The sequence below is a fragment of the Flavihumibacter cheonanensis genome (assembly GCF_022352215.1).
Classification (GTDB): Bacteria; Bacteroidota; Bacteroidia; order Chitinophagales; family Chitinophagaceae; genus Flavihumibacter; species Flavihumibacter cheonanensis.
This window is the reverse complement of sequence record NZ_JAKRWF010000004.1, coordinates 119,772-141,321: the sequence shown is the minus strand read 5'-3', so window position 1 is coordinate 141,321 and position 21,550 is coordinate 119,772. Positions and strand designations below refer to the sequence as shown.

Below are 21,550 nucleotides of genomic sequence, written 5' to 3'. Positions count from 1 at the left end.
TATGAACAAAGTCATAACTGCTGCCTCACTTACCACAGTAACTGTCATCCTTGCCGGCATTCTTTTATTTTCTGCTGATACCCAGGAAAACGGTTCTATTTACCGGGGAAATAAACCCAGGAAAAAGAAAACTCAGGCCGAGCGGGCCTTTTTTAGTCAACAGCGCGTACAATATGAGTACGATATGCTGAAGGATGGAGGAACCGGCATTTTCCCTATTGGCGTAATGGACAGGGAGTTGGCGATCGCAAGAAGGATTCCGGTTCGGGAGCAGGAGCAGGCAGGATGGTTATCGCCTTTCGCGGATAATACTTACCAGGCTGCGGGACCAGCCAATTTCGGGGGTCGTACCCGTGCGGTAGCATTTGATGTTCGGTTTGGAACAGCAGGAAATAATGTAATCATAGCCGGTGCGGTGAGTGGAGGTTTGTTCAGGTCTACCGATGGAGGAAGCAGCTGGACCAAAGTAACCCCGGACAATGAAATTCACAATGTAACTGCAATAGCGCAGGATCCAAGAACCGGTAAACAGAATATCTGGTATGCGGGTGGGGGTGAGCCATTAGGCAACTCAGCTTCACCCTCTGCGGGAGGCGCTTTTTACCTGGGAAATGGCTTATTTAAATCAACCGATAATGGGGCCACCTGGCAGCGGGTAACCAGCACCTTCCAGGGAAGCCTGGAGGTATTTGATGCCCCCTTTGATATCGTACATAAAATTGTAGTCAACCCCGTAAACGGGCATGTATATGTAGCCGGACACAGAAGATTATTGAGAAGTACAGATGAAGGCGTGAGTTTCCAGGAAGTATTTGCAGGAACTCAGCCTGCAGCAGCAGACAATGGACAACTGGATGTTGCGGTAACGAGTACAGGAAGAGTGTACCTGGCAGTAAATGGAGGATTTGCAGATCAGGACCTGCGTGGGTTATGGGTAAGTGCAACCGGGAATACCAATTCCTGGACCAGATTCGCGGGTGGCCAGACAGTAAACCAGGATTCCATACAGGGCTGGAGAGCGAACTCCTATAACAGTGCAGGAGCGCCAACCACAGCAGCGAAAAGAATTATCATCGCGCTGGCGCCATCCAATAATAATATATTGTACGCCATGTATGAAAATGGCCTTTCTCAGGAAGGAAGCAGTGGTTCGCCGGAGGCAGATCTTTTCAAGTTTGATTTCAGCAATTCGACCTTTACCAATTTGAGTTCGAATATGCCCAATTTCCCGGGACAACGGGATGGCATTGATCCGCTTGCTTTACAGGGTGGGTATAATATGTTGCTGACGGTAAAACCAGATAATCCGAATGTGGTATTTGTAGGAGGAACCAACCTGTATCGTTCTACCAATGGATTTTCCAACACTACTTCCACCAGTTGGATTGGTGGTTATAAATACTGGGGAGCATCTGCTACTACATTCCCTGTAGCTAATTACGATAATAACCACCCGGATATACACAACCTGGTGTTTGACCCCACCAATCCAAATCGTGCGCTCTGTGCAACAGATGGAGGCCTGCATATAACAGATAATATCATGGGTACCGATTCTGAAACTTTGCCGGTTGACTGGACAATGATTACCGGTTATCAGACAACCCAATATTATCATGTGAACCTGGAGCATCGTGCAACCGGCAACCAGGTGAATAATTTCATTGGAGGCATGCAGGACAATGGTGCTTATTTCAGAAATGGAAATGTGAATGATCATGTTCAGGCAGGATCGGGTGATGGTGGTGCTGCTGCCATTGGCAAATTCATCAACTTCAGTGATTACACCTTATTTGTGACAAGTCAGCTGGGAACACTGGTTCGGCTCACACCCAATGCAGCCAATGCAATAGAGCCCTCCAGTGGGTTAACTGCAAATCCGGGAGGAGGTGAAGGTGAATTCGTTACCTATTTTAGCCTGGATAATGATAATCCGGAGAACTTATATTACGCCAATTTCAACCGCATCTTCAGAACTACCAATGCCACCACTGTAACAGCAGGCAGTGGCTGGACAGAATTAACCGGTGTAGCTGCAAAAACCAATGCTGCCAATCCATCTGGAAACGATATTGGCATTCGGGCTATCAAACTCAGTCATGGGCCTTATACCCCAGCGAGTACAATGTATATTGGAACAACAGAGGGAAGAGTATTCCGGTTGAATGATCCACGAAATGCAGCACCTGCAACCCAGCCGGTAGAAATTACGCCTCCGGCAATAAATACCATCCTGAATTCAGCCCGGGTTTGTGTAGGAGGAATTGCCATCAATCCGAATGATGACAATGAAATTATGGTAGTGTACACCAATTACCAGGTAACCGTTGGAGGAAATACCAGGCGCGATTTCAATATCTGGTCAACCAATAATGCGAAATCCGCCAATCCGACCTGGACCATGGTGGAAGGTAATCTAACACTGCCGTCTATACGCAGTTGTGCCATCGTTGCGCGTAAGGATGCAACCGGCAATGAGTTTACGGAATATTATGTGGGAACTTCTGTAGGCTTGTACAGTGCTATCAGCATTCGTGATTCCATTACCGCCAGTAAACCTATTGTATGGAAGCGGGAAGGTGGAAGAACCCTGAATTATGCAGTAGTAACATCACTGGCTTATCGTCCGCAGGACAATGTGTTATTGGTAGGAACGCATGGTAACGGGATGTATTTCACTACGATACCGCAGCCGAATTTCAAACCGAATGTTGGAACCGGCGTGAATGATCCGGTGCGCAATGATAAAAACTTTATCCGCTTCTCTTATCCAACCATAACCAGTAACAACCTGGAGTACCGGGTCGGAAACATGTTTGAGGTGAAAGAGCTGGTGATCCAGGTATATAACCTGAATGGACAGTTGATTTTGAAGAGAACTGGTGGCTATCAGAATGGAAGCATTGATGTCAGCAGGCTATCGAGAGGAACCTATATCCTGACCATAACCAGTAATGATTACAAGCAGCAGTTTGTGAAGAAGTTTTTGAAGAACTAGTATGGAGGAAAGGGCTAAAAAGATATGCATCAGGTCTTTTTCCGGGCGAGGAACCAATTCAAGAATAACGAAAGCAGTAATATAAGCAGGCCACCAAATTCGCGGGATTGTTCAATCCAGGGTTTGGTGGCTTTCATTGTTTGTACAAGACTTTCGGCATCATGTTCCTTTGCCCAACTGATCACCCCGTCGGGTGCTATGAAAAGCCAGGTAGCATAGCCGATGTAAAACAAGGCAGACAAAAGGTATAGAACCGACGGAAATTTTTTCTTAAGAGCCAGCCAACAAAGCCAGGCACCCCATAAATAAATAGGAATCCACAAATAAGGATCCGGATCATTGTATTGCAGCGCTGCACTCAGCAGGAAAAGCACAAGGAATATATAGTTTACCCATTTCATACTTGTAAGATCGGAAAATTCCGGAATCCCTCTTCCTTCCTCCATCTTCCCTTCCCCCATCTTCCATTCCCCCCTTTTCCTTAACTTACTACAAATTGCTGCCTATGCTCCCCCCCTGGCAAACCGGAAAGGTCATCCGCATAGAAAATGAAACCTCCAGTACCAAACGTTTCTGGATCCAGGTACCGGAGCTGGAACGATTTGATTTCAAACCGGGGCAGTTTGTGACCCTGGATTTACCGATTCATGAGCAGAAGAATAAAAGGTGGCGCAGTTATTCCATTGCCTCCTGGCCAGATGGCACGAATGTATTTGAGCTGGTGATTGTGTTACTGGAAGGAGGCTTGGGAACAGAATACCTGTTTAATAAAGTGGAGGTAGGGTCAGAGTTAACTTTTCGCGGACCAGCAGGTGTATTTGTATTACCTGAATCAATCGAGCGGGATCTGTTTTTCATTTGTACGGGAACGGGAGTAGCGCCTTTTCGGTCCATGACCCATTATATACTGGAAAACAATGTACCGCATCAGCATATCTACCTGATATTTGGTTGCCGGAAATTTGGGGATTGTTTGTATGGTCCTGAATTAAAGCAATTGGAAACGGCTGTTCCCTCCTTTCATTATATCCCAACCTTTTCAAGGGAAGAGGCAGGGGATCATTTGGTAAGGACCGGTTATGTACACCAGGTGTATGAGGAGATTTGCAAGGAAAAAAAGCAGGAGAAACCGGAAGGAAACTATCCGGCCCATTTTTATCTCTGTGGCTGGAAGAATATGATAGATGAAGCCAAGCAGCGAATTCTCGCGTTGGGATTTGAGAAAAAAGATATTCACCAGGAATTATACGGATAAGCTCAGGAATGCTTTCTTACAATCGCATCTTTGGCTTTATGCAGGCTGATCACAGGAACTTTCTCCAATTCCGGTTCTTCCTGTTCTGCAGTCAGTTTGTGTAAACGCAGAATTTCGGCATGGTTGTTCACCATTTCCGTTTCCAATTCCAGGATTCTTTTTTGAGATTTTTGCAGTTGTCTGTTCCGACACACAAAACCAAGCAGCACTCCGACGGTGAATACCGCAACAGCGCCCAACAGGACGACCATATTGATACTGGATGGCATCATAGATATTGGTTTGAATCTATAACGCCCCCCTATCTGCCTTATTGCCTGCTTATTGCGAGGCCCGCTTGTTTTTCGATAAGTCGCCTGCGCCCAGATCTTTCTCAATCAAGGGGACCACGGGCGTAGGGGTTTGTTGACTGGCTCTTGAGTGCTGTAAATCAGCGAGTTGCTTCTGAAGTTGAAGGATTTCTGCATGATCCTGCATCTTTTCCCGCTCCAGTTCCATGATTTGTTTCCGCAGGGATCCTACCTGGCCCATTCGGAACAACAGGCCAACGCATACGGCAGCTCCTAATCCAAGAGCAATCACTCCAAAGTGTACAGTAATTTGCATCATAGTGTAAGTCAATAAAATTGTTACGACGCGATGGCTTTTTCAACCATCCCTTTTACGGCACTCATAGGTATTCTTTCCTGCGTCATACTGTCCCGATACCGAACGGTCACTGTACCATCTTCCTTGGTCTGATGGTCGATGGTAATACAAAAAGGTGTACCGATGGCGTCCTGCCGGCGATAACGTTTACCAATGGTATCCTTCTCTTCATAGAAACACCGGAAGGACCCCTTGCAATCATCCATCAGCTGGCGGGCGATCTCAGGCAGGCCATCTTTCTTAACTAAAGGCAGAATGGCCAATTTTATTGGACTTAATTTGGGTGGAAACTTTAATACAACCCGGCTATCTTGTTTGTCGGGTGTGCTAAGATCCTGTTCTTCATAGGCTTCGCTGAGAACCATCATCACCGTGCGGTCGAGCCCGATGGAGGTTTCTATTACATACGGAATATAGTTTCCATACGGTTTTCCATTCGCGTCTAAATCATTGTCAAAATACTGCATTTTTTTCTTACTGTACTCCTGATGATTACGAAGATCAAAATCAGTCCGACTATGAATACCCTCTACCTCTTTAAAACCAATGGGGAAATTGTACTCGATATCACAGGCCGCATCTGCGTAATGGGCCAGTTTAACATGGTCGTGGAACCGGTAGCGGTCAGCCGGGATACCCAGTCCCAGGTGCCATTTCATGCGTTCCGCTTTCCAGTATTCGTACCATTCTTTTTGTGTGCCGGGGCGTATGAAAAACTGCATTTCCATCTGTTCAAACTCCCGCATGCGGAAAATGAACTGCCGGGCAACGATTTCATTTCTAAAAGCTTTACCGACCTGGGCAATCCCGAAGGGGATTTTCATCCGGCCGGTTTTCTGCACATTCAGGAAGTTTACAAAGATACCCTGGGCAGTTTCGGGCCGCAGGTATACCATATTATCATCATTTTCACCACTTACTGCACCAAATTCTGTGGCAAACATCAGGTTGAACTGGCGTACATCTGTCCAGTTACAGGTACCACTGATACTGCATTTGATCTTATTTTCTTCGATAAGGGATTTGAGTCCGGCAAAATCTTCTTTTGCCAGTAGCTGGTCCATTTGGGTTAACAGGGCATTTCCAGCTTCTTCAGACAGGGTTTCAACGTGGGCTTCAATAAGATGGTCAACCCGGTAGCGTTTCTTGCTGTCCTTGTTATCGATCATCGGGTCACTGAAATTATCCACGTGACCGCTGGCTTTCCAGGTGGTAGGATGCATAAAAATGGCCGCATCGATCCCAACAATATTTTCATGCAACTGGGTCATCCACTTCCACCAGTCGTCGCGGATATTCTTCTTCAGCTCACTGCCATACTGACCATAATCGTATACGGCACTCAATCCATCATAGATCTCACTGGAGGGAAAAATGAACCCGTATTCCTTACAATGGGAAATAATCGCCTGAAACTTATTGTTATCACTTGCCATAGGTGCGCAAATATAGTAAAATACTTCACCCGTCCGGTGGCACCGGACGGGTGAAGGGAAGCGTTAGAGTTTTTCGTTGGAGCGATGGCGGTCCTGATCCCGGAGGGTTTTTTTGGCCATATTCTTTTGGAAGGCAGCGTTCAGGTCTACGCCTGTTTGGTTGGCCAGGCAGATCAGCACCCAAAGTACATCGGCCATTTCATCCCCGAGCTCGCGGCCCTTGTCAGATTCCTTGAAGGATTGCTCTCCGTATTGCCGAACCATGAGCCGGCTCAATTCCCCCACTTCCTCCATCAAAATACCCAGATTCGTGAGTTCATTAAAGTACCTGACACCGATGGTGCGGATCCATTCATCCACCTGCTGCTGCGCTTGTTTTATGGTTATGTCTTGCATATTTTCTTCGTTTACCCGTCCGGTGCCACCGGACGGGTGGTTATTCTTTTTGTTTGGTGTCCATGAGGATGGTCACAGGGCCATCGTTGACCAGGGAGACTTTCATGTCGGCGCCGAATACCCCGGTACCAATGGGTTTGCCCAGCTCAGCCTCCAGGCGTGCGATCAGTTTTTCATAGAGTGGAACTGCCACAGGCGGTTTGCTGGCCCGGATATAGGAGGGGCGATTTCCCTTTTTGGTACTGGCATGCAGGGTGAACTGGCTAACCAGCAGCAGTTCACCGCCAATATCTTTAAGAGAACAGTTCATTACACCCTCCGCGTCATTAAAAATCCGCAGCTGAACAATCTTGGCGCTCAGCCAGGTTATATCTTCCTCCGTATCTGCATCTTCAATGCCTACCAGCACTAACAAACCCGGACCAATTGCCGATACCTGATTCTGGTCAATTTCCACCGAAGCAGATTCAACCCTTTGTATAACTACTCGCATTAATTTGTACCTTTCCTATGTGAGGATCGAAAATAGATATTCTGCGCTTACCCTGCTCTGTTGGATCCTGTGGATTTTACCTTCCTGCCAAAAAGCCGGGGAGGATGAACTCCCGGAGCAAGCCAACCTGGAATTTCGTTTTCACCCCCTGATGCAAGGAACTCCTATTAGCTTTGACCAAACCTATACGCTTCCAAACGCAGAAAGATTCGAACCGAGGGTTTTTAAGTTTTACAGTGGACAAATAACCGGCCAAAGAGTAGGTGGAGGAACTATCAACAGCACCGGTGATCCTTATTACCTGGCAGATGCAGCGCAACCAGCAAGCCTTATAATAAAAACAAGGATTCCCGCAGGCAGTTATCAATCTTTTCAATTTTTATTGGGAGTTGATAGTGCCCGTAATGTAAGTGGTGTGCAAAGTGGTGCACTGGATCCACTCCAAGGCATGTTCTGGACCTGGAACAGCGGTTATATATTCGCCAAACTGGAAGGTCGGAGCCCCGATGCCACAACTCCAAACAATATGGTTGAATACCATATCGGTGGTTTTCGCATCCCCTATAATGCAGCCCAAACTATCAGTTTACCGGTTTCAGGAGCTGCCCAATTAAAAGCGGGACAAACACTGGTAGTAGATATTGATGTGGAGCTGGAAAAATGGTTTACAGGTCCTTATCCTTTGAGCATTGCCAGCAATGCCGTATCCATGACCCCAGGTGAACTAGCATGGAATATCTCCCGCAATTTCAGTGGGTTGTTTACCGTTACCCAAAGCAGTGTGGAAGAATGAAATCGATTTATTACAGCACCCTGATCCTGTTTCTCTTTGCCCTGATGCAATGGGGCATCAGCTGTTCTAAAAACGATGCAGGAAAGGGCAAACTGGAATCCATCGAATTTCCAAAACCAGCCGGATGGCCCGACCCTGTTTATGATTTCAGTTCCAACCCGCTTACCAAAGAAGGAGTGGAACTCGGGAAAAAATTATTTTTTGACGGACGACTCTCCAAAGATGGGAACTTTCCCTGCGTAAGCTGTCACCAACCCTTTGCAGCCTTTGCCACTTTTGAGCACGATCTGAGTCATGGTTTTAATGATCAGTTTACTACGCGCAATGCACCCGGACTCTTCAACCTTGCCTGGCATAGTAATTTTCATCATGATGGAGGGATTACTCACCTGGATCTGCAGCCGCTTGCGCCAATCACTGCACCCAATGAGATGGCCGAGACCATCGAAAATGTCTTAAATAAACTGAATGCGGATGCCAATTATCAGAAGGAGTTTGACAGGGTATTTGGGAGTCCGGAGATCACCACGGCAACTATGACAAAAGCCTTATCACAGTACATGCTGATGCTGGTATCGGCCAATTCCAAATACGACCAGGTAAAACGCGGGCAGGCACAATTTGATGTAAACCAGGAAGCAGGTTACAAAATCTTCCTGGAAAAAAAATGCAACAGTTGTCATGTGGAACCCTTGTTCACCAACCTGGAGTTTATGAGCAACGGACTACCACTAAATCCTGCATTTAATGATGTAGGTCGCATGCGCATCACCGGTAGTAAGGCAGATTCCCTCAAATTCAAAGTACCGAGCCTTCGTAATGTGGCACTCACTTTCCCCTATATGCACGACGGCCGCCTCTGGAACCTGGAAGATGTATACCAGCATTACAATCAGACGATACCGCTAAGTGCAGTGGAACGTTCTTTACTGACAGAATTCCTGAAGACATTGACCGATGAGAAACTGATCAATGATCCATTCCTCACAAGATGAGTCGTGAGGAGGGGACAGAGGAGAAGGGAGGAATGGAAGATGGAGGAAAGGAAGAGGAAACAAAGGAGGCACACAGTTTTCCTGAAGCCGTAATCGAAGCGGATTGGGAAGAGAAAGCAATCCAATCAAAGGGGGAATTCAATTTTGCTGATCTATAAATTTATGAGCCAAATAAGAGTATTTGTGAGCCAATTAGAGGTACTTGTGAGCCAATTATGCAGTATTTGGGCCAAATTCTGTGTATTTTGAGCCAATCAGGGCTAAACATGAGCCAATTATTTTTGGTTCCCAAATGGAAGCCTGCAGCCATCAAATGCTGTAGCAGCGGGAGTTGCAAAGCAAAACAACGTCCAGGTTAGCCTTCACTTCAGATCAATTTTTTTTGTTCATCCTACGCCATCCTTCGTCTTCCTACGTATTCCTAGGTCATTCATTTGACCCACCAATAACCCAACAACGTCCCAGAACCGCTACGCCTATACCCTTTCCTCCCTTCCTCATCCATTCTCCCTTTTCTCCATCTTCCATTCCCCATCTTCCTTTCTCCCTTCTCCTTTGTCTCCTTTTCCATACTACTTCTCCCCCTTCCTCCTCTGCCTTATCGCCTCCAGTGCCTGGCGCTCCTTTTCCAATTCGGCCTGCTGGCTTTGGAGGGATTGACTGTTCTCAGTGATCTTTTCTTCCAATTGCAATTTTTTCTTGGAAAGATCAGTGGAGTCATTCAGTAAGGAAGTGTATTTCTTTTCCGCTTTGCGAATTACTTCTTCCTGTGCCGCGATATCCAGCTTCAACTGATACTCTTCTACATCAGGCACCAACTTATCCAGAAAGTGCCGTGCTTCGCTTACTCCCGCCTGATCGGAACCCGACTTGGCAGTGATCAGTTCATTCGGTTTGGTAACCACCATATAAACCACAGCAGCTTCTTTTTCTTTTCGACTCTTACGTTCCACTTTCAGATAGGCATCGTAGCGATCGGAACCACCCAAATCAACATTCCTGAATACTTTATAATCTTTAGCATTGGCCGGCTTTTGTCCTTTTTTACTGAAATGCTCATCTACTGCCGCCTCAATTGTAGAAGGTGCATAAGGCAGTTCAATAACTGCAGCAGGCAGTTTTGATTTTTGATACTCGGCAATTCCCTGAACGGATTTTGCCTGCGCCATTGCAATTACTGAGAATAAAATAAGTCCTGCAAAGAAGCTGATCTGTTTCATAATCCCTGATTTTCGTTGATCAAATGTACAAAATGCCGGCAGCCTGTTGAATTCCGACTATTTTTGTCCAAACAACCAGCAAGATTTGAGCGGAATAAAAAAGTTAGCCGGACAAACACTTTGGTATGGCGTACCCACCATCGTAGCCCGCTTTATGGGCTACCTGATGAATATGGCCCTGCCCTTTCTTTTTGCACAACCGGCAGTTACCGCTGATATCACCCAGGTATATGCGATGATTCCATTTCTGAATATTTTATTCACGTATGGAATGGAAACTGCCTATTTCAAATTCAGCCAGGACAAGGATAAACACCAGTTATTTAACACGATATCCATCTCGCTGTTCACCACCAGCCTGGTTTTTGTAGCACTTCTTTATTTTAATAAAGAAAGCATAGCGAGATGGGCTAACCTGGAGGCACACCCGGAATATATTCTGTACATGATTGGGATCCTGCTTTTTGATACCCTCTCCACCCTGCCCTTTGCCAAACTGAGACAGGAAAACCGTCCCCGGAGATATGCTTTTGTGCGACTGATCGGTATTCTCCTGAATGTTTCAATTGTATTCCTATTTCTGGGCTTTTTACCCGGGTATGTAAGCAAGCATCCCGAGAGTCCCCTTCGCCTGATCCAGCAACTGGATATTGGAATCGGCTGGTATTTAATAGGTAATCTGTTAGGCAGTATCCTAACCTTTCTTCTACTGGTGAAAGAACTGCGCGGATTTGAATGGAACTTTGATAAAGCGCTCTTTAAGGAAGTAATGCAGTATAGCTATCCGCTGATCATTGTAGGCCTGGGTGGCATGGTGAATGATGTACTAAGCCGACTGATCTATCAGCATGTGGTGGATCTGCCCGAAGCGGAGGCCAAACATGAACTGGGCATATTTGCCAACGTGTACCGGCTGGCAGTGCTCATAACGATTTTCATACAGGCATTCCGGATGGCAGCAGAACCGTATTTTTTCAATCAGTCCAGGGAAGAAGGCGCCCAAAAAGGTTATGCGCGTGTGATGAAATTCTTTGTGCTGGCCTGTTGTTTTATGTTTCTGCTTATCGGCCTCAACCTCGATTTCCTGAAATGGATCATCACGTTAAAGTCGGCCGCCTGGGGTGAGGGCATGTATATTGTGCCCTTGCTGGCGATGGGTAATATCTTCCTGGGTATTTATTATAACCTCAGTATATGGTATAAACTCACCGGCAAAAATCTCTATGGGGCCTATATCACGGTGATCGGTGCTGTTATCACCATTTTGCTGAATATCCTGCTGATACCGGTATTACATTACCTGGGTGCAGCAATCGCCACCTTTACCTGTTACCTGGTAATGATGATACTCAGCTATTACTGGGGTCAAAAATATTACCCTGTGCCTTATGCGAAAAAGAAACTTATCTCCTACCTGGTACTGGTTAGCCTGATAGTAGGCCTTCACCGCCTGATCCTGATGGCTTATTCCCCGCTCTGGTTCAGCCTGCTCACCGGGCTGCTACTGCTGGCAGGGTTTGTTTATTTTGTGAGTAAGGTGGAGGAGAGGGAATGGAAGAAAGTGAGACGTCAGACGTGAGACGTGAGAAAGGGGAGACAAAGGAGACAGGACACAAAGGAGACTCCAGCCTCCAGTATCCTTTGTCTCCTGTTCCATACGTTTCACATCTCACGTCTCACGTCTCACTTAAAAAAGGATTCCCCCTCTTCTCATACCCAATCGTAGTGCTTTCACCGTGGCCGGGGTAAACCCGGACTTCATCCGGCAGGACGAACAATTTTTGCCGGATGCTGTTGAGCAATTGCTGGTGGTTTCCGCCGGGAAGGTCAGTTCTCCCAATGCTTCTGCGAAACAGCACATCCCCTCCAATCAGGAAGGCCTGCTTTTCACAATAGAAGCAAACATGTCCGGGTGAATGACCAGGTGCTTCAATAACCTGCAGTTCATCTTCACCCAGGCGGATGATATCACCCCCCTTAAAGTAGTGAAGTGGACCTTCATACGATTGGAAAGGCAGGTTCCAGCGCCGACCGGCTTCCGGGGCATAGTCCAGCACAATTTTTTCCGCCGGGTGCAGGTAAAGGGGAAGTCCCCAGGTTTCGTGCACAAAGCGGTTACCAAAAACATGATCAAGATGACAATGCGTGTTCAACAACTGTTTGGGAGTAAGTTTCGTAGTTGTTATAAAGGATTTCAGCTGCTGCTCCTCTCCCTGGTGGTAACAACCGGGGTCGATGATCAGGCAATCACCCGATTCATTATATAACACATAGGTATTTTCCGCGATGGGACTGAATTCAAAAAAATGGATTGTTAACATAGCTCTATTATTTAGTCGGGATTTCCGGGTTACCCCTGAAAACCATAATTTTAGACCACAATCACTGGGTATGCAATTTCCGAAGAATCATTTGTATTTGCGCGTTAGTACCAGGCTGGCCCTCTTAATCCTTCTCCTATGGAACGGTATCAGTCCCCTGAGCGCACAGGTAAACACGGTCGAATTTGGTAAAAACCGGGTGCAATACAAAAAGTTCAAATGGCAATATTATCAGACAGAAAACTTCAATACATACTACAGTCAGCAGGGGGAACCCATCGCTAAAATTGTAGCACAACTGGCCGAGAAAGAGCTACCGGAAATTGAAACCTTCATGGAATATGGCTTGCAGCGCCGCGCAAATATCGTGATGTACAACAGTTACAACGATATGCAGCAAACCAATATCGGGCTCTCCACTGATATCCAGATAAATGGTGGAAATACCAAGCTGGTTAACAATAAAGTGATTGTTCATTACAACAGTGATCATAACAACCTGCGCATCCAGGTCAGACAGGGAATTGCAAAAATTCTTTTGGATAATATTCTCTTTGGCGATGACCTGGGTGAGTTTGCTGCCAACCAGGCCTTACTTGATTTACCCAAATGGATGACCGATGGTTTTGTGGCCTATGCGGCAGAGAACTGGAGCACACAACTGGATGATCAGTTGAAATCAGCCATGCTCTCTGGCAGATACCGGAATTTCTATCAGTTTGCATTTGAACAACCGGATCTTGCCGGACATGCATTTTGGCGCTATATCGAGGAGATTTATAAAAAGGATAATACCAAGTATTTCCTTTACCTGGCAAGATTGTACCGCAACCTGAATGGTGCTTCTAATCGTATTGCGAAGAAGAAATTCAAAGAAGTACTGTCTGATTTCATGAGTTATAATGAGGATAAGTACTACAAGGATATCCGCGGAAGAAGAAACAATCCGAAAGGAACCATGTCGGTAGTGGAAGAGGTGAACAAAAACCTCGACTATTATAATTTCACTCCGAACCCGGTGGCCAGAAGCCAGGCTTATGCAGTGGTGGAATTCAAAAAAGGATTGCAGTGCGTACTGTTCTATGAAGATTATGTAACGAAAAAAGTACTGCTGAAAAATGGGGTTCGCAGCAAAACAGGACCCGCATTATCCCTTACTAGCCTGGAATGGCAAAGGGAATAAACTGCTTGTGGTGTACAGTACAGAAGGCAAGATCCGTATGTTCACCTATGATATTTTCAGCAAGATTAAACGCGACAAACTGGTACTGGATCAGTTTGAACAGATACAGGATATCAAGTTCATGAACGATGACAATACGCTCCTGCTGAGTGCTGTGAAAAACGGCCAGTCTGATATCTTCACCTTTAAAATCGACAGAGAAAGAGTAGAGCAGGTAACCAATGATGTGTATGATGATCTGGATCCCAGTTTTGTGAGCTTCCCCAATAAAATGGGAATTCTTTACGCATCCAACAGGCCATCCGCGAATGCGCCATCAGCCGATACCGTATTGCCTTCCAACTATCGGTATAATATTTTCCTGGTTGATAATTTCAACAAAAGTGAATTCAAGCAGATCTCCCAGTTGAGTAATCTGAAATATGGCAATGCGCGTTATCCAACGCAGTACAATACCAATCACTTCACTTTTGCAGCAGATGAAAACGGTATCAATAACCGCTATGCCGGTTTCTTCGCAACTACAAGGGCGGGAGTAGATACTATTTACCAGGTGGGTGATGATATCCTTCGCAATCCTGATTACAGGGATTTGGATTCACTGTTGAAGTTCTATGACAAAACAGAGCCTGATACGATTTATACTTTTTCTATCACCAATGATTCGGCTTATGTATTTCCTATCACCAACTACCAGAGTGGATTGAAGGAAACCAAATCGGCCGGAGACAATGATATTGTAAGTGAAGTACGCCAGGAAGGAGAGCTAAAATTCCTGTATAAGCTGAAGGTGGACGAGAACACGTTGCGTAAGAGGAATATCAATCCAAGGCCAACAGATTTCCGCAAACGGACAGTAGACCAGTTAAGAATGGCAAGGGGTATTCCTGCACAAATTCGTCCGACTGCGCCTGTTGATACAGCCAAAAAAGTACCCATCATTGAATTTGAAACGGAGTTTGATGATGAGCCGGTAGATTCTGCTGCCATCGCCCGAAACAGGCAAAAAAGACTGGAAGAAGAAGCTCCAACGGTGTTGAAGAAAGCCGGACGATTTGACTATACCTGGAAATTTTCTGTGGACCAGGTAACCGGTTCTTTGTTCAACAACGATGTATTGGTAACCCGCTATGAACCCTTCACCGGATCATTGCCAGTTACGAACAGTGCCAATAATGGATTCAATGGCATGTTCAAAGTGACTGTATATGATATGATGGAAGATCTGCGATTTACGGGTATGTTCAGATCGCCATTGATCAATACAGCCGGACAAGGATTTCCTATCAACGTAGGACAACCGAATATTTTTATCCCGGGTTCTCAGTCGCTCTTTAATTCCGGTTCTGAATACCTGGCAAGGGTGGATTATCTGAAACATCGCTTTGATTATAGTGCCTTGTATTATCGTCGAACCGATGTGGGCTCAGCCAACCTGGGTGGAGGTATTTTCGGTCCGGCTAAGTTATTCACCAATCTCTACCAGGTAGGAGTACGTTATCCCTTTGATAAAATCCGGAGTTTGCGAATCAATGCAGGCGTACGTTCTGACAAAGTGGTAATCAAAGCCATCTCAGATCCTCCGCAGACTCTGACCATTGATGATGCCAAACAGACCTATGGTTTGTTGCGTCTCGAATATGTACATGACAATACGGTTCAGAAAACCCTGAACATATTAAACGGACTTCGTTACAAAGCCTATATTGATTACAATACACAACTGGCGAATACCAATAAAACCATTGCTGGTAGAAACACTTTCAACCTGGGTTGGGATGCGCGTTATTATTATCCCATCTTCCAGAACTTTATCTGGGCAGGACGTGTTGCTGCAGACTTCTCCTGGGGTGATAAAAAAATCGTGTACTACCTGGGTGGACAGGATGGATGGTTATTCCCCAAGGCTAACAATGAAGTACAACCGCAGGACCCCGACTATGCCTTTCAGGCATTGGCAGTGAACATGAGAGGTCACCGGCAGAATATCACCAACGGAAACAATGCGGTAGTAATAAACAGTGAATTCCGGTTGCCTGTATTTACTACGCTATTGAAGCGCCCGATCAACAATGCGTTTTTACGGAATTTCCAGTTGGTGCAGTTTGTAGATTTGGGAACTGCGTGGAATGGAAGTTACAATGGCATTCAGCGCCCTTCGAGAGTGTACCAAGAAGGAAATGTGCTGGTTAAGATCAAAGCGGGTGGTGTTGGTCCATTTGTTGGTGGATACGGGTTTGGTGCAAGATCCACGCTGCTGGGATATTTCCTGAGACTGGATACCGGTTGGGAAATGAATGGCGTATTCAAAGGCAAACCTATCTGGCATTTTGCAATGGGTATCGATTTCTAAACAAACAGCAAGGCATAAACGAAGAGGCTGCATCAGTAATTGATGCAGCCTTTTTTGTGGGATCAGGAGGATACCGGTACAGCAGGGTACCAGTTGATTTTCCGTGTACCATACATAACCAGTGCGAGAATCAGGAAGAGGCCGATGCTTCCAACCAGGAGGGCTGTGTCTTCCAGGCGAACCAGAATGAAGGCAAAGAGATAAAGACAACTAAGCACGAGCGCAAACAGAGACGCTGTCTTCCAGCTTTTGAAATGCGCATTTGCATAGAGGGTGATCAGCAAAATGGTGGCAATCGCTGCAATTCCATAGGCCGAATCAAAAGGCAGAAATTCCGAAACAGATAACAACAGCGTATAAAAAACAGAGAGTGCAATACCTATAAGTACATACTGAACCGGGTGTACCGGTTTCTTCTGCATCAGCTCAATTACGAAAAAGAGAGAAAATGTAAGACCAATAAAAAGGATGGCATATTTCACACTGCGTTCTGTTTTGGCATAATGATCTGCTGGCTGGATCATGGACACACCAAAAGAAAAATCAGTCTCGTTGAGATCCACTTCGCGCAGGATGGTACCGAAGGGCAGATTGGCTTTGCTAAAGGACCAGCTGGCTGTAAATCCACTATCCTGAACAGTATGTTTAGCTGGTAAACTGGTACCATCAAAGGAAGGACTATGCCAGGTTGATTGAACATCGTAGGTACTGTTACCTGCAAGGGGAATAAAATGCAATTGTTCACTACCCCGAAGTTTCAACTGTGTTGAAAAGCTAAGTTTGGCAGGATTCAGACCGGTTAAATCAACGGGTGCTGAAAGCCCTGTTTTGACCAATTCCTTATTGGATAAACCAGGAGATAATTCCAGTTCCTGCGCATCGAGCTTAACCACAACTTTTTCTTCAATCCCCTTGATATCAGACAAGCCCAAATTGATGCTGGCATCTTTCCAGATAACCTGTTCCGGTAGGATTTCTTTAGGTAACTGAATGGCAAAATGACCGGAGAATTTTGTGTCTGTGCGGTACAGCAGCACTTTGTAAATACTGCGGGTGCGTACAACCGGTTCCATTGTACTGCCAACAGTAAGATCCTCCGGAAGTACCAGCAACTCTTTTCGGATCATCGTTTCTTTACCTTTCTCATCTTTAAAAGGTTGCTCATAAGGTAACACGAGGAAGATACCGGATAATTCCTGCGCACCGGCCCATCGCTTGCTGTCTTCCTCCACAATTTCGCGTTGGCGGGCTTTGCGTTCCTGCACCAGGCTGGAAATAAAGAGGGTGGGAATCATCATAAGCAGGATCAGAACCCCGGTAATGATTCCTTTAAATAAAATCGGAGAGTTGGTTTGTTGTTCCATAATTGATTGGTATGATTGATTTAGTATAAGCACATGGTAAATACGTTTCCTTGTCAGGTAACTGCCAAGTATAACCGAAAGTAGCAGCGCGGCTGTAAGTGCCATCCACAATTGCCATTCCTCTGGTCTGCCTCCCAGGAAGAAAATGAGCAGGGCCATTCCTGCGGAATGTATCAGCACGATTCCTGCCAGCAGCAACAGGAAAGATTTCAGGCGTCGGGGGTATTGATCCATTGTACGGGTGATGATCACCGTTCCAACAAATACTACTACCAGGGAAGGAATACTGGCAATTAAGCAACCTGGAACCAATGCCAGCAGCCAGTTCATATCGTCTTCTGGTAGGAGCAATAAAAAACCCACCATCAACAGGAGCGCAAAAATCAGGGCAGTGCGGATCCATATATAGATCGCCATCAGAGCAAGAGCAGAAAACTTATTATTCAAAGCGCTTTGCATTTCAAAGTATTTAGGTAAAAAAAATTTACTGTATCGATCGGATCATTTTTTCCAATGCATCCAGGTGCTGTTTGAAGGCTTTTTCGCCTGCTTTTGTTACGGAATAAGAGGTATTTGTTTTACGCCCGATAAAACCTTTCTGAACTTTTAGATACCCGCTGTCTTCCAGGGTTTTAAGGTGAGAAGCCAGGTTGCCATCAGTTACACCAATGAGTTCTTTGAGCTCGTTGAAGCTCATCTTCTCATTCACTAATAGTGAACTCATGATACCAAGCCGGATACGGCTATCGAAAATTTTATTTAACTGATCTATCGGATTCATGTTTGTCGCGGCTTAATTCCTTTCATATTTCCACCACATAGCAATTCCATATACAATGTGCAAGATACCAAATCCAAAGGCCCAGGCAGCCAGTCCGTTACCTGGAAACCAAAGGCAATACAAGCCGGTTAGCAGCTGTCCATATCCTAAAAACCGGATTTCACCCAGGGTATATTTACTGCCATTCACCAGTGCGAGTCCATAAAAAAGCAGGGAGCTGGCTCCAACCAGTGAATAGTACTGCATTTCCATCAGGTGGAAAATAAAGACCGCACCAATGGCCATAGGTAACATGGTATTCCAGAGCAGTTTGCGTGCAGTTGTACCCCAAATAGCCACCCCGTCCTTTTTGGAGCGGGTATAGGTAAAAAAGAAAGCAAGTACCAGGGCGCTGATAAAAACCAGGCCGGCGATAACGATCAGGTCCTGTTTCAGGCAGGCGGGACAAGCATCCGGTGTACCATATGCATTGGCATAATAGGCTTTTATGTAACGGTTGGCAAAAAAGGCACCCGCCAGGGCCGAAAAACCAGCTGCAATCCCACTCCAGCCACTCAGGCTGATGAACCGGCTGCTTTTTTCCATCATCTGGCGGATCTCCCGAAGGTCCTGGTATGAACTTGTTTCCATATTTACTAAAGCACTTTGAATTTCAAAGTAAGTAAAGGAAATCCGGATTTCAAAATATTCCTTTTTAACACATCTGTTAAATTCGGTAAATCCTTCGTTCTATATCCTAATTTTGCGCTTCTATGGAACTGAGACCCATTCGGCTACGTGCAGTCGGGCTAGTGCTTTCCTTATTATTAACCTTATTCACCCAGGCGCAGACCAAAACCATCCGGGGCTATGTGAAGGACAAATTAAGTGAGGAGAGGATCCCCTTTGCATCGCTTCAATTCCTCGCCAGTACCCAGGGAAAACTGACTGACTCGGCGGGGCATTTTGAATTTCGTTTTGCGGAATGGCCTACTGATACGCTGGTTGTAACCTATGTGGGTTACCAGGATCTGAAAATACCCATTCATCCGGGCATGACCCAAATTTCGGCCGACGGCCAGGTAATGGAGCTGGTGCTGGCATTGGAACGCGGTAAATACACCAAGGAAGTTGTCGTGAAGCGTAAAATTGATCGCGGCTACCTCATGTGGAAAAGAATCAACAAGCGTAAACCATACAACGACCGCTACCGGTTCAACAATTTTACCTACGAATTATACAACAAGCTGGAACTTGACCTGAACCGTATCAATAAGGAAAAATTGAAGGAATTAGGTCCGCTTAAGCCCTTTGATTTCATTTTTGATAATGTGGATACCTCGGAAGGCCAGCCTTTTCTCCCGGTTTACCTGACTGAAACCATTTCCAATTATTATTATCAGAAATCACCCTGGAGAACCCGTGAAATTATCAAGGGAGTTAAAACCATGGGGGTTGAGAATGAGAGTATATCCAAACTGCTTGGAGGAACTGAACAGAATATCAATATCTACAACAATTTTATTCCGGTTTTTGACAAACAGTTTGTGAGTCCGTTGAGTGATAATGGTCCGGCTTATTATAACTATACGGTACTTGACACCCAATATGTAGCCGGCCAGCGACTGATTCATTTTGTGTTCCAGCCTAAACGCCGGGGTGAAAATACCTTTGAAGGGGATGCCTGGGTACATGATCCAACATGGGCCATCCAGAAAATGACCCTGCACCTGAGTAGAGAAGCCAATATCAATTTTATTGACAAACTTTCCCTGATCCAGGAATATGCGCTGATCAGCGACAGCACCTGGTTTCTTGCAAAAGATAAATTCGTGGCAGATATTGCACCGATCGGAAAATCGAGGTTCGGGGTGATTGGCAGAAAAACCACTACCTATAGAAATGTGGTAGTTGACCAGCCCTTTATCCGGGATTCCATTGCAAAAAATAAAGTTCAGTCCGAGATCCTGTTTGCGGAAGGTGCTATGAAAAAAGAGGACAGTTACTGGTCTGATTCCCGGCATGAATCACTTACCAAAAATGAGAAAGCGATTTATGACATGATTGACACGCTGCAGAAAATGCCGCTGTTCAAACGTTATGTAACTACGCTCAACTTTTTGGCTACCGGTTACCGCAATGTGGGCAATTTTGAAATCGGTCCCTGGTACAATTGGTTCACGGGTAACCTCTGGGAAGGATTCCGTACCCGTTTTGACCTTGGAACCAATACCAAATTTCATAAAGATCTCTACCTGCATGGCTACCTGGCCTATGGCTTTGGAGATCGGGTGTTTAAATACAAAGCAGAGGCCAAGTATTTATTCAGCAGATCACCCCGCTCGTATATTCATGGTAGTTATACCAAGGATTTGGATAATGGACAGGTTTATTATGATGAAATAAGTACCGATAACATCTTTGCACTTGCTATCCGAAAGCCGGGCATACCAATCAAGTTCATGCAGATCAAGGAAGCGAAGCTGGAATACTTTAAAGAATGGAGTCCCGGCATATCGGCTACCATTATTGGTACACATAAAAGTTTTGATCCGCTGAAAAATATTCCGCCGAAGGAGATATTCCAGATCAACGGAGAAAAAGGAACGCCCTTAACCAATTTCGAAATGGCAATTAAATTGCGATTTGGTTATAATGAGCGATTCTTTGAAACCAATTTCAACCGCTTCAGCCTGGGCAGCTCCTATCCTATTGTTGAGTTTATGTATGCACGTGGCTTTCCGGGTGTATTTAACAGCGATTACAGCTACAATAAATATTATCTCAGCATTTCCGATTATGTAAAAGTAGCTCCTGTGGGAACACTCTACTATAATCTGTTTGGAGGAAAAACTACCGGTACTCTACCTTACATGTTATTGAATGTTGCACCTGGTAACGAAATTTATTACTACAATAAATATGCATTTAACCTGATGCAGCGATTTGAGTATATCCATGATCGTTATATAGGATTCAATGTAGAGCATAATATCGGCAATGGGATATTCAGGCTGATACCACTGACCCGGAAATTAAAATTCCGTCAGTTCTGGACAGCAAAAGGAATCAGTGGTGATTTGTCTGAAGCGAACCGCGCGTTGAATTTTGATAACGCGTTCAACCAGTTCCAGAACCTGGATGGAAAAACATACGTTGAACTAGGTACCGGGGTAGATAATATACTGAAGGTATTCCGGCTGGATTTCGTCTGGAGGGTAAGTCCACGACCCCTTCCAGAAGCAAGAGTGGGTCGCTTTGGCATTTTTGGCAGTTTCCGTTTGGCATTCTAAGCCCGAACCAGTATATTTTGCTTATCTTAAAAAGCAAAATTC

Annotated in this window: 20 protein-coding genes; 9 read left to right on the top strand and 11 right to left on the bottom strand. The window is 45.4% G+C overall.

Features of this window, described 5'->3' with window-relative positions; all coding sequences use genetic code 11:
* Nucleotide 1 precedes the first annotated feature (1 nt).
* The gene (locus tag MD536_RS17040; RefSeq protein WP_239602334.1) at nucleotides 2-2,998 is read left to right on the top strand and encodes a T9SS type A sorting domain-containing protein; all 2,997 of its coding nucleotides are present in this window, start codon (nucleotides 2-4) and stop codon (nucleotides 2,996-2,998) included.
* A gap of 29 nt (nucleotides 2,999-3,027) precedes the next feature.
* Here MD536_RS17040 and MD536_RS17035 read toward each other — a convergent pair whose 3' ends face one another.
* The gene (locus MD536_RS17035; protein WP_239602332.1) at nucleotides 3,028-3,399 is read right to left on the bottom strand and encodes a transmembrane 220 family protein; all 372 of its coding nucleotides are present in this window, start codon (nucleotides 3,397-3,399) and stop codon (nucleotides 3,028-3,030) included.
* A gap of 104 nt (nucleotides 3,400-3,503) precedes the next feature.
* On the opposite strand from MD536_RS17035, the gene MD536_RS17030 reads away from it, so the two are divergent.
* Entirely contained in the window at nucleotides 3,504-4,253 is a 750-nt protein-coding gene (locus MD536_RS17030; RefSeq protein ID WP_239602330.1) for a ferredoxin--NADP reductase, read from the top strand.
* A 2-nt stretch (nucleotides 4,254-4,255) separates the two neighbouring features.
* Here MD536_RS17030 and MD536_RS17025 read toward each other — a convergent pair whose 3' ends face one another.
* The 5 genes from MD536_RS17025 to dtd form a co-directional block, all read right to left on the bottom strand.
* Entirely contained in the window at nucleotides 4,256-4,525 is a 270-nt protein-coding gene (locus tag MD536_RS17025) for a hypothetical protein (RefSeq protein WP_239602328.1), read from the bottom strand.
* A 49-nt stretch (nucleotides 4,526-4,574) separates the two neighbouring features.
* The gene (locus MD536_RS17020) at nucleotides 4,575-4,862 is read right to left on the bottom strand and encodes a hypothetical protein (protein WP_239602327.1); all 288 of its coding nucleotides are present in this window, start codon (nucleotides 4,860-4,862) and stop codon (nucleotides 4,575-4,577) included.
* 20 nt (nucleotides 4,863-4,882) lie between these two features.
* Nucleotides 4,883-6,337, bottom strand: coding sequence for a glycine--tRNA ligase (locus MD536_RS17015; protein ID WP_239602325.1), 1,455 nt, complete (start codon nucleotides 6,335-6,337; stop codon nucleotides 4,883-4,885).
* A 63-nt stretch (nucleotides 6,338-6,400) separates the two neighbouring features.
* Nucleotides 6,401-6,733 carry a nucleotide pyrophosphohydrolase gene (locus tag MD536_RS17010; protein ID WP_239602323.1) on the bottom strand — a complete coding sequence of 111 codons (333 nt, stop codon included), beginning with the start codon at nucleotides 6,731-6,733 and terminating at the stop codon, nucleotides 6,401-6,403.
* A 40-nt stretch (nucleotides 6,734-6,773) separates the two neighbouring features.
* Nucleotides 6,774-7,226 (bottom strand): D-aminoacyl-tRNA deacylase, encoded by a 453-nt coding sequence (gene dtd, locus MD536_RS17005; RefSeq protein ID WP_239602322.1) that lies wholly within the window; start codon nucleotides 7,224-7,226, stop codon nucleotides 6,774-6,776.
* 19 nt (nucleotides 7,227-7,245) lie between these two features.
* Here dtd and MD536_RS17000 point away from each other — a divergent pair, with 19 nt between their 5' ends.
* The 3 genes from MD536_RS17000 to MD536_RS16990 are packed head-to-tail and all read left to right on the top strand — an operon-like array spanning nucleotide 7,246 to nucleotide 9,172.
* A complete protein-coding gene (locus MD536_RS17000; protein ID WP_239602320.1) occupies nucleotides 7,246-8,019 on the top strand; it encodes an MbnP family protein in 774 nt (257 codons plus the stop codon).
* Nucleotides 8,016-9,014: a cytochrome-c peroxidase gene (locus MD536_RS16995; protein WP_239602319.1), complete on the top strand. Its 999-nt coding sequence runs from the start codon at nucleotides 8,016-8,018 to the stop codon at nucleotides 9,012-9,014. The genes MD536_RS17000 and MD536_RS16995 overlap by 4 nt, the downstream gene beginning before the upstream one ends.
* The gene (locus tag MD536_RS16990; RefSeq protein ID WP_239602317.1) at nucleotides 9,011-9,172 is read left to right on the top strand and encodes a hypothetical protein; all 162 of its coding nucleotides are present in this window, start codon (nucleotides 9,011-9,013) and stop codon (nucleotides 9,170-9,172) included. Before MD536_RS16995 ends, MD536_RS16990 begins: the two co-directional genes overlap by 4 nt.
* Nucleotides 9,173-9,586: 414 nt before the next feature.
* Here the strand turns inward: MD536_RS16990 and MD536_RS16985 are convergent, their stop codons facing one another.
* A complete protein-coding gene (locus MD536_RS16985) occupies nucleotides 9,587-10,234 on the bottom strand; it encodes a hypothetical protein (protein ID WP_239602315.1) in 648 nt (215 codons plus the stop codon).
* Between the two features lie 85 nt (nucleotides 10,235-10,319).
* On the opposite strand from MD536_RS16985, the gene MD536_RS16980 reads away from it, so the two are divergent.
* Nucleotides 10,320-11,813, top strand: a complete 1,494-nt coding sequence (locus tag MD536_RS16980; protein ID WP_239602313.1) for a lipopolysaccharide biosynthesis protein — start codon at nucleotides 10,320-10,322, stop codon at nucleotides 11,811-11,813.
* 97 nt (nucleotides 11,814-11,910) lie between these two features.
* On the opposite strand, the gene MD536_RS16975 is transcribed toward MD536_RS16980, so the two are convergent.
* Nucleotides 11,911-12,555 carry an MBL fold metallo-hydrolase gene (locus MD536_RS16975; protein ID WP_239602309.1) on the bottom strand — a complete coding sequence of 215 codons (645 nt, stop codon included), beginning with the start codon at nucleotides 12,553-12,555 and terminating at the stop codon, nucleotides 11,911-11,913.
* 70 nt (nucleotides 12,556-12,625) lie between these two features.
* Between MD536_RS16975 and MD536_RS16970 the strand changes: the two genes are divergently transcribed.
* Together MD536_RS16970 and MD536_RS16965 are read left to right on the top strand one after the other, a co-directional pair.
* Entirely contained in the window at nucleotides 12,626-13,738 is a 1,113-nt protein-coding gene (locus MD536_RS16970; RefSeq protein WP_239602308.1) for a hypothetical protein, read from the top strand.
* Nucleotides 13,674-16,091: an outer membrane protein assembly factor gene (locus tag MD536_RS16965; protein WP_239602307.1), complete on the top strand. Its 2,418-nt coding sequence runs from the start codon at nucleotides 13,674-13,676 to the stop codon at nucleotides 16,089-16,091. The genes MD536_RS16970 and MD536_RS16965 overlap by 65 nt, the downstream gene beginning before the upstream one ends.
* A gap of 62 nt (nucleotides 16,092-16,153) precedes the next feature.
* On the opposite strand, the gene creD is transcribed toward MD536_RS16965, so the two are convergent.
* Genes creD through MD536_RS16950 form a run of 3 tightly spaced genes read right to left on the bottom strand, consistent with a single transcriptional unit; the run spans nucleotide 16,154 to nucleotide 18,866 of the window.
* Nucleotides 16,154-17,914 (bottom strand): cell envelope integrity protein CreD, encoded by a 1,761-nt coding sequence (creD, locus tag MD536_RS16960; protein ID WP_239602306.1) that lies wholly within the window; start codon nucleotides 17,912-17,914, stop codon nucleotides 16,154-16,156.
* A gap of 25 nt (nucleotides 17,915-17,939) precedes the next feature.
* Nucleotides 17,940-18,236, bottom strand: coding sequence for a winged helix-turn-helix domain-containing protein (locus MD536_RS16955; protein ID WP_239602305.1), 297 nt, complete (start codon nucleotides 18,234-18,236; stop codon nucleotides 17,940-17,942).
* Between the two features lie 12 nt (nucleotides 18,237-18,248).
* Entirely contained in the window at nucleotides 18,249-18,866 is a 618-nt protein-coding gene (locus MD536_RS16950; RefSeq protein WP_239602304.1) for a hypothetical protein, read from the bottom strand.
* A 122-nt stretch (nucleotides 18,867-18,988) separates the two neighbouring features.
* Here MD536_RS16950 and MD536_RS16945 point away from each other — a divergent pair, with 122 nt between their 5' ends.
* The gene (locus tag MD536_RS16945) at nucleotides 18,989-21,508 is read left to right on the top strand and encodes a DUF5686 family protein (RefSeq protein ID WP_239602302.1); all 2,520 of its coding nucleotides are present in this window, start codon (nucleotides 18,989-18,991) and stop codon (nucleotides 21,506-21,508) included.
* Nucleotides 21,509-21,550 lie beyond the last annotated feature (42 nt).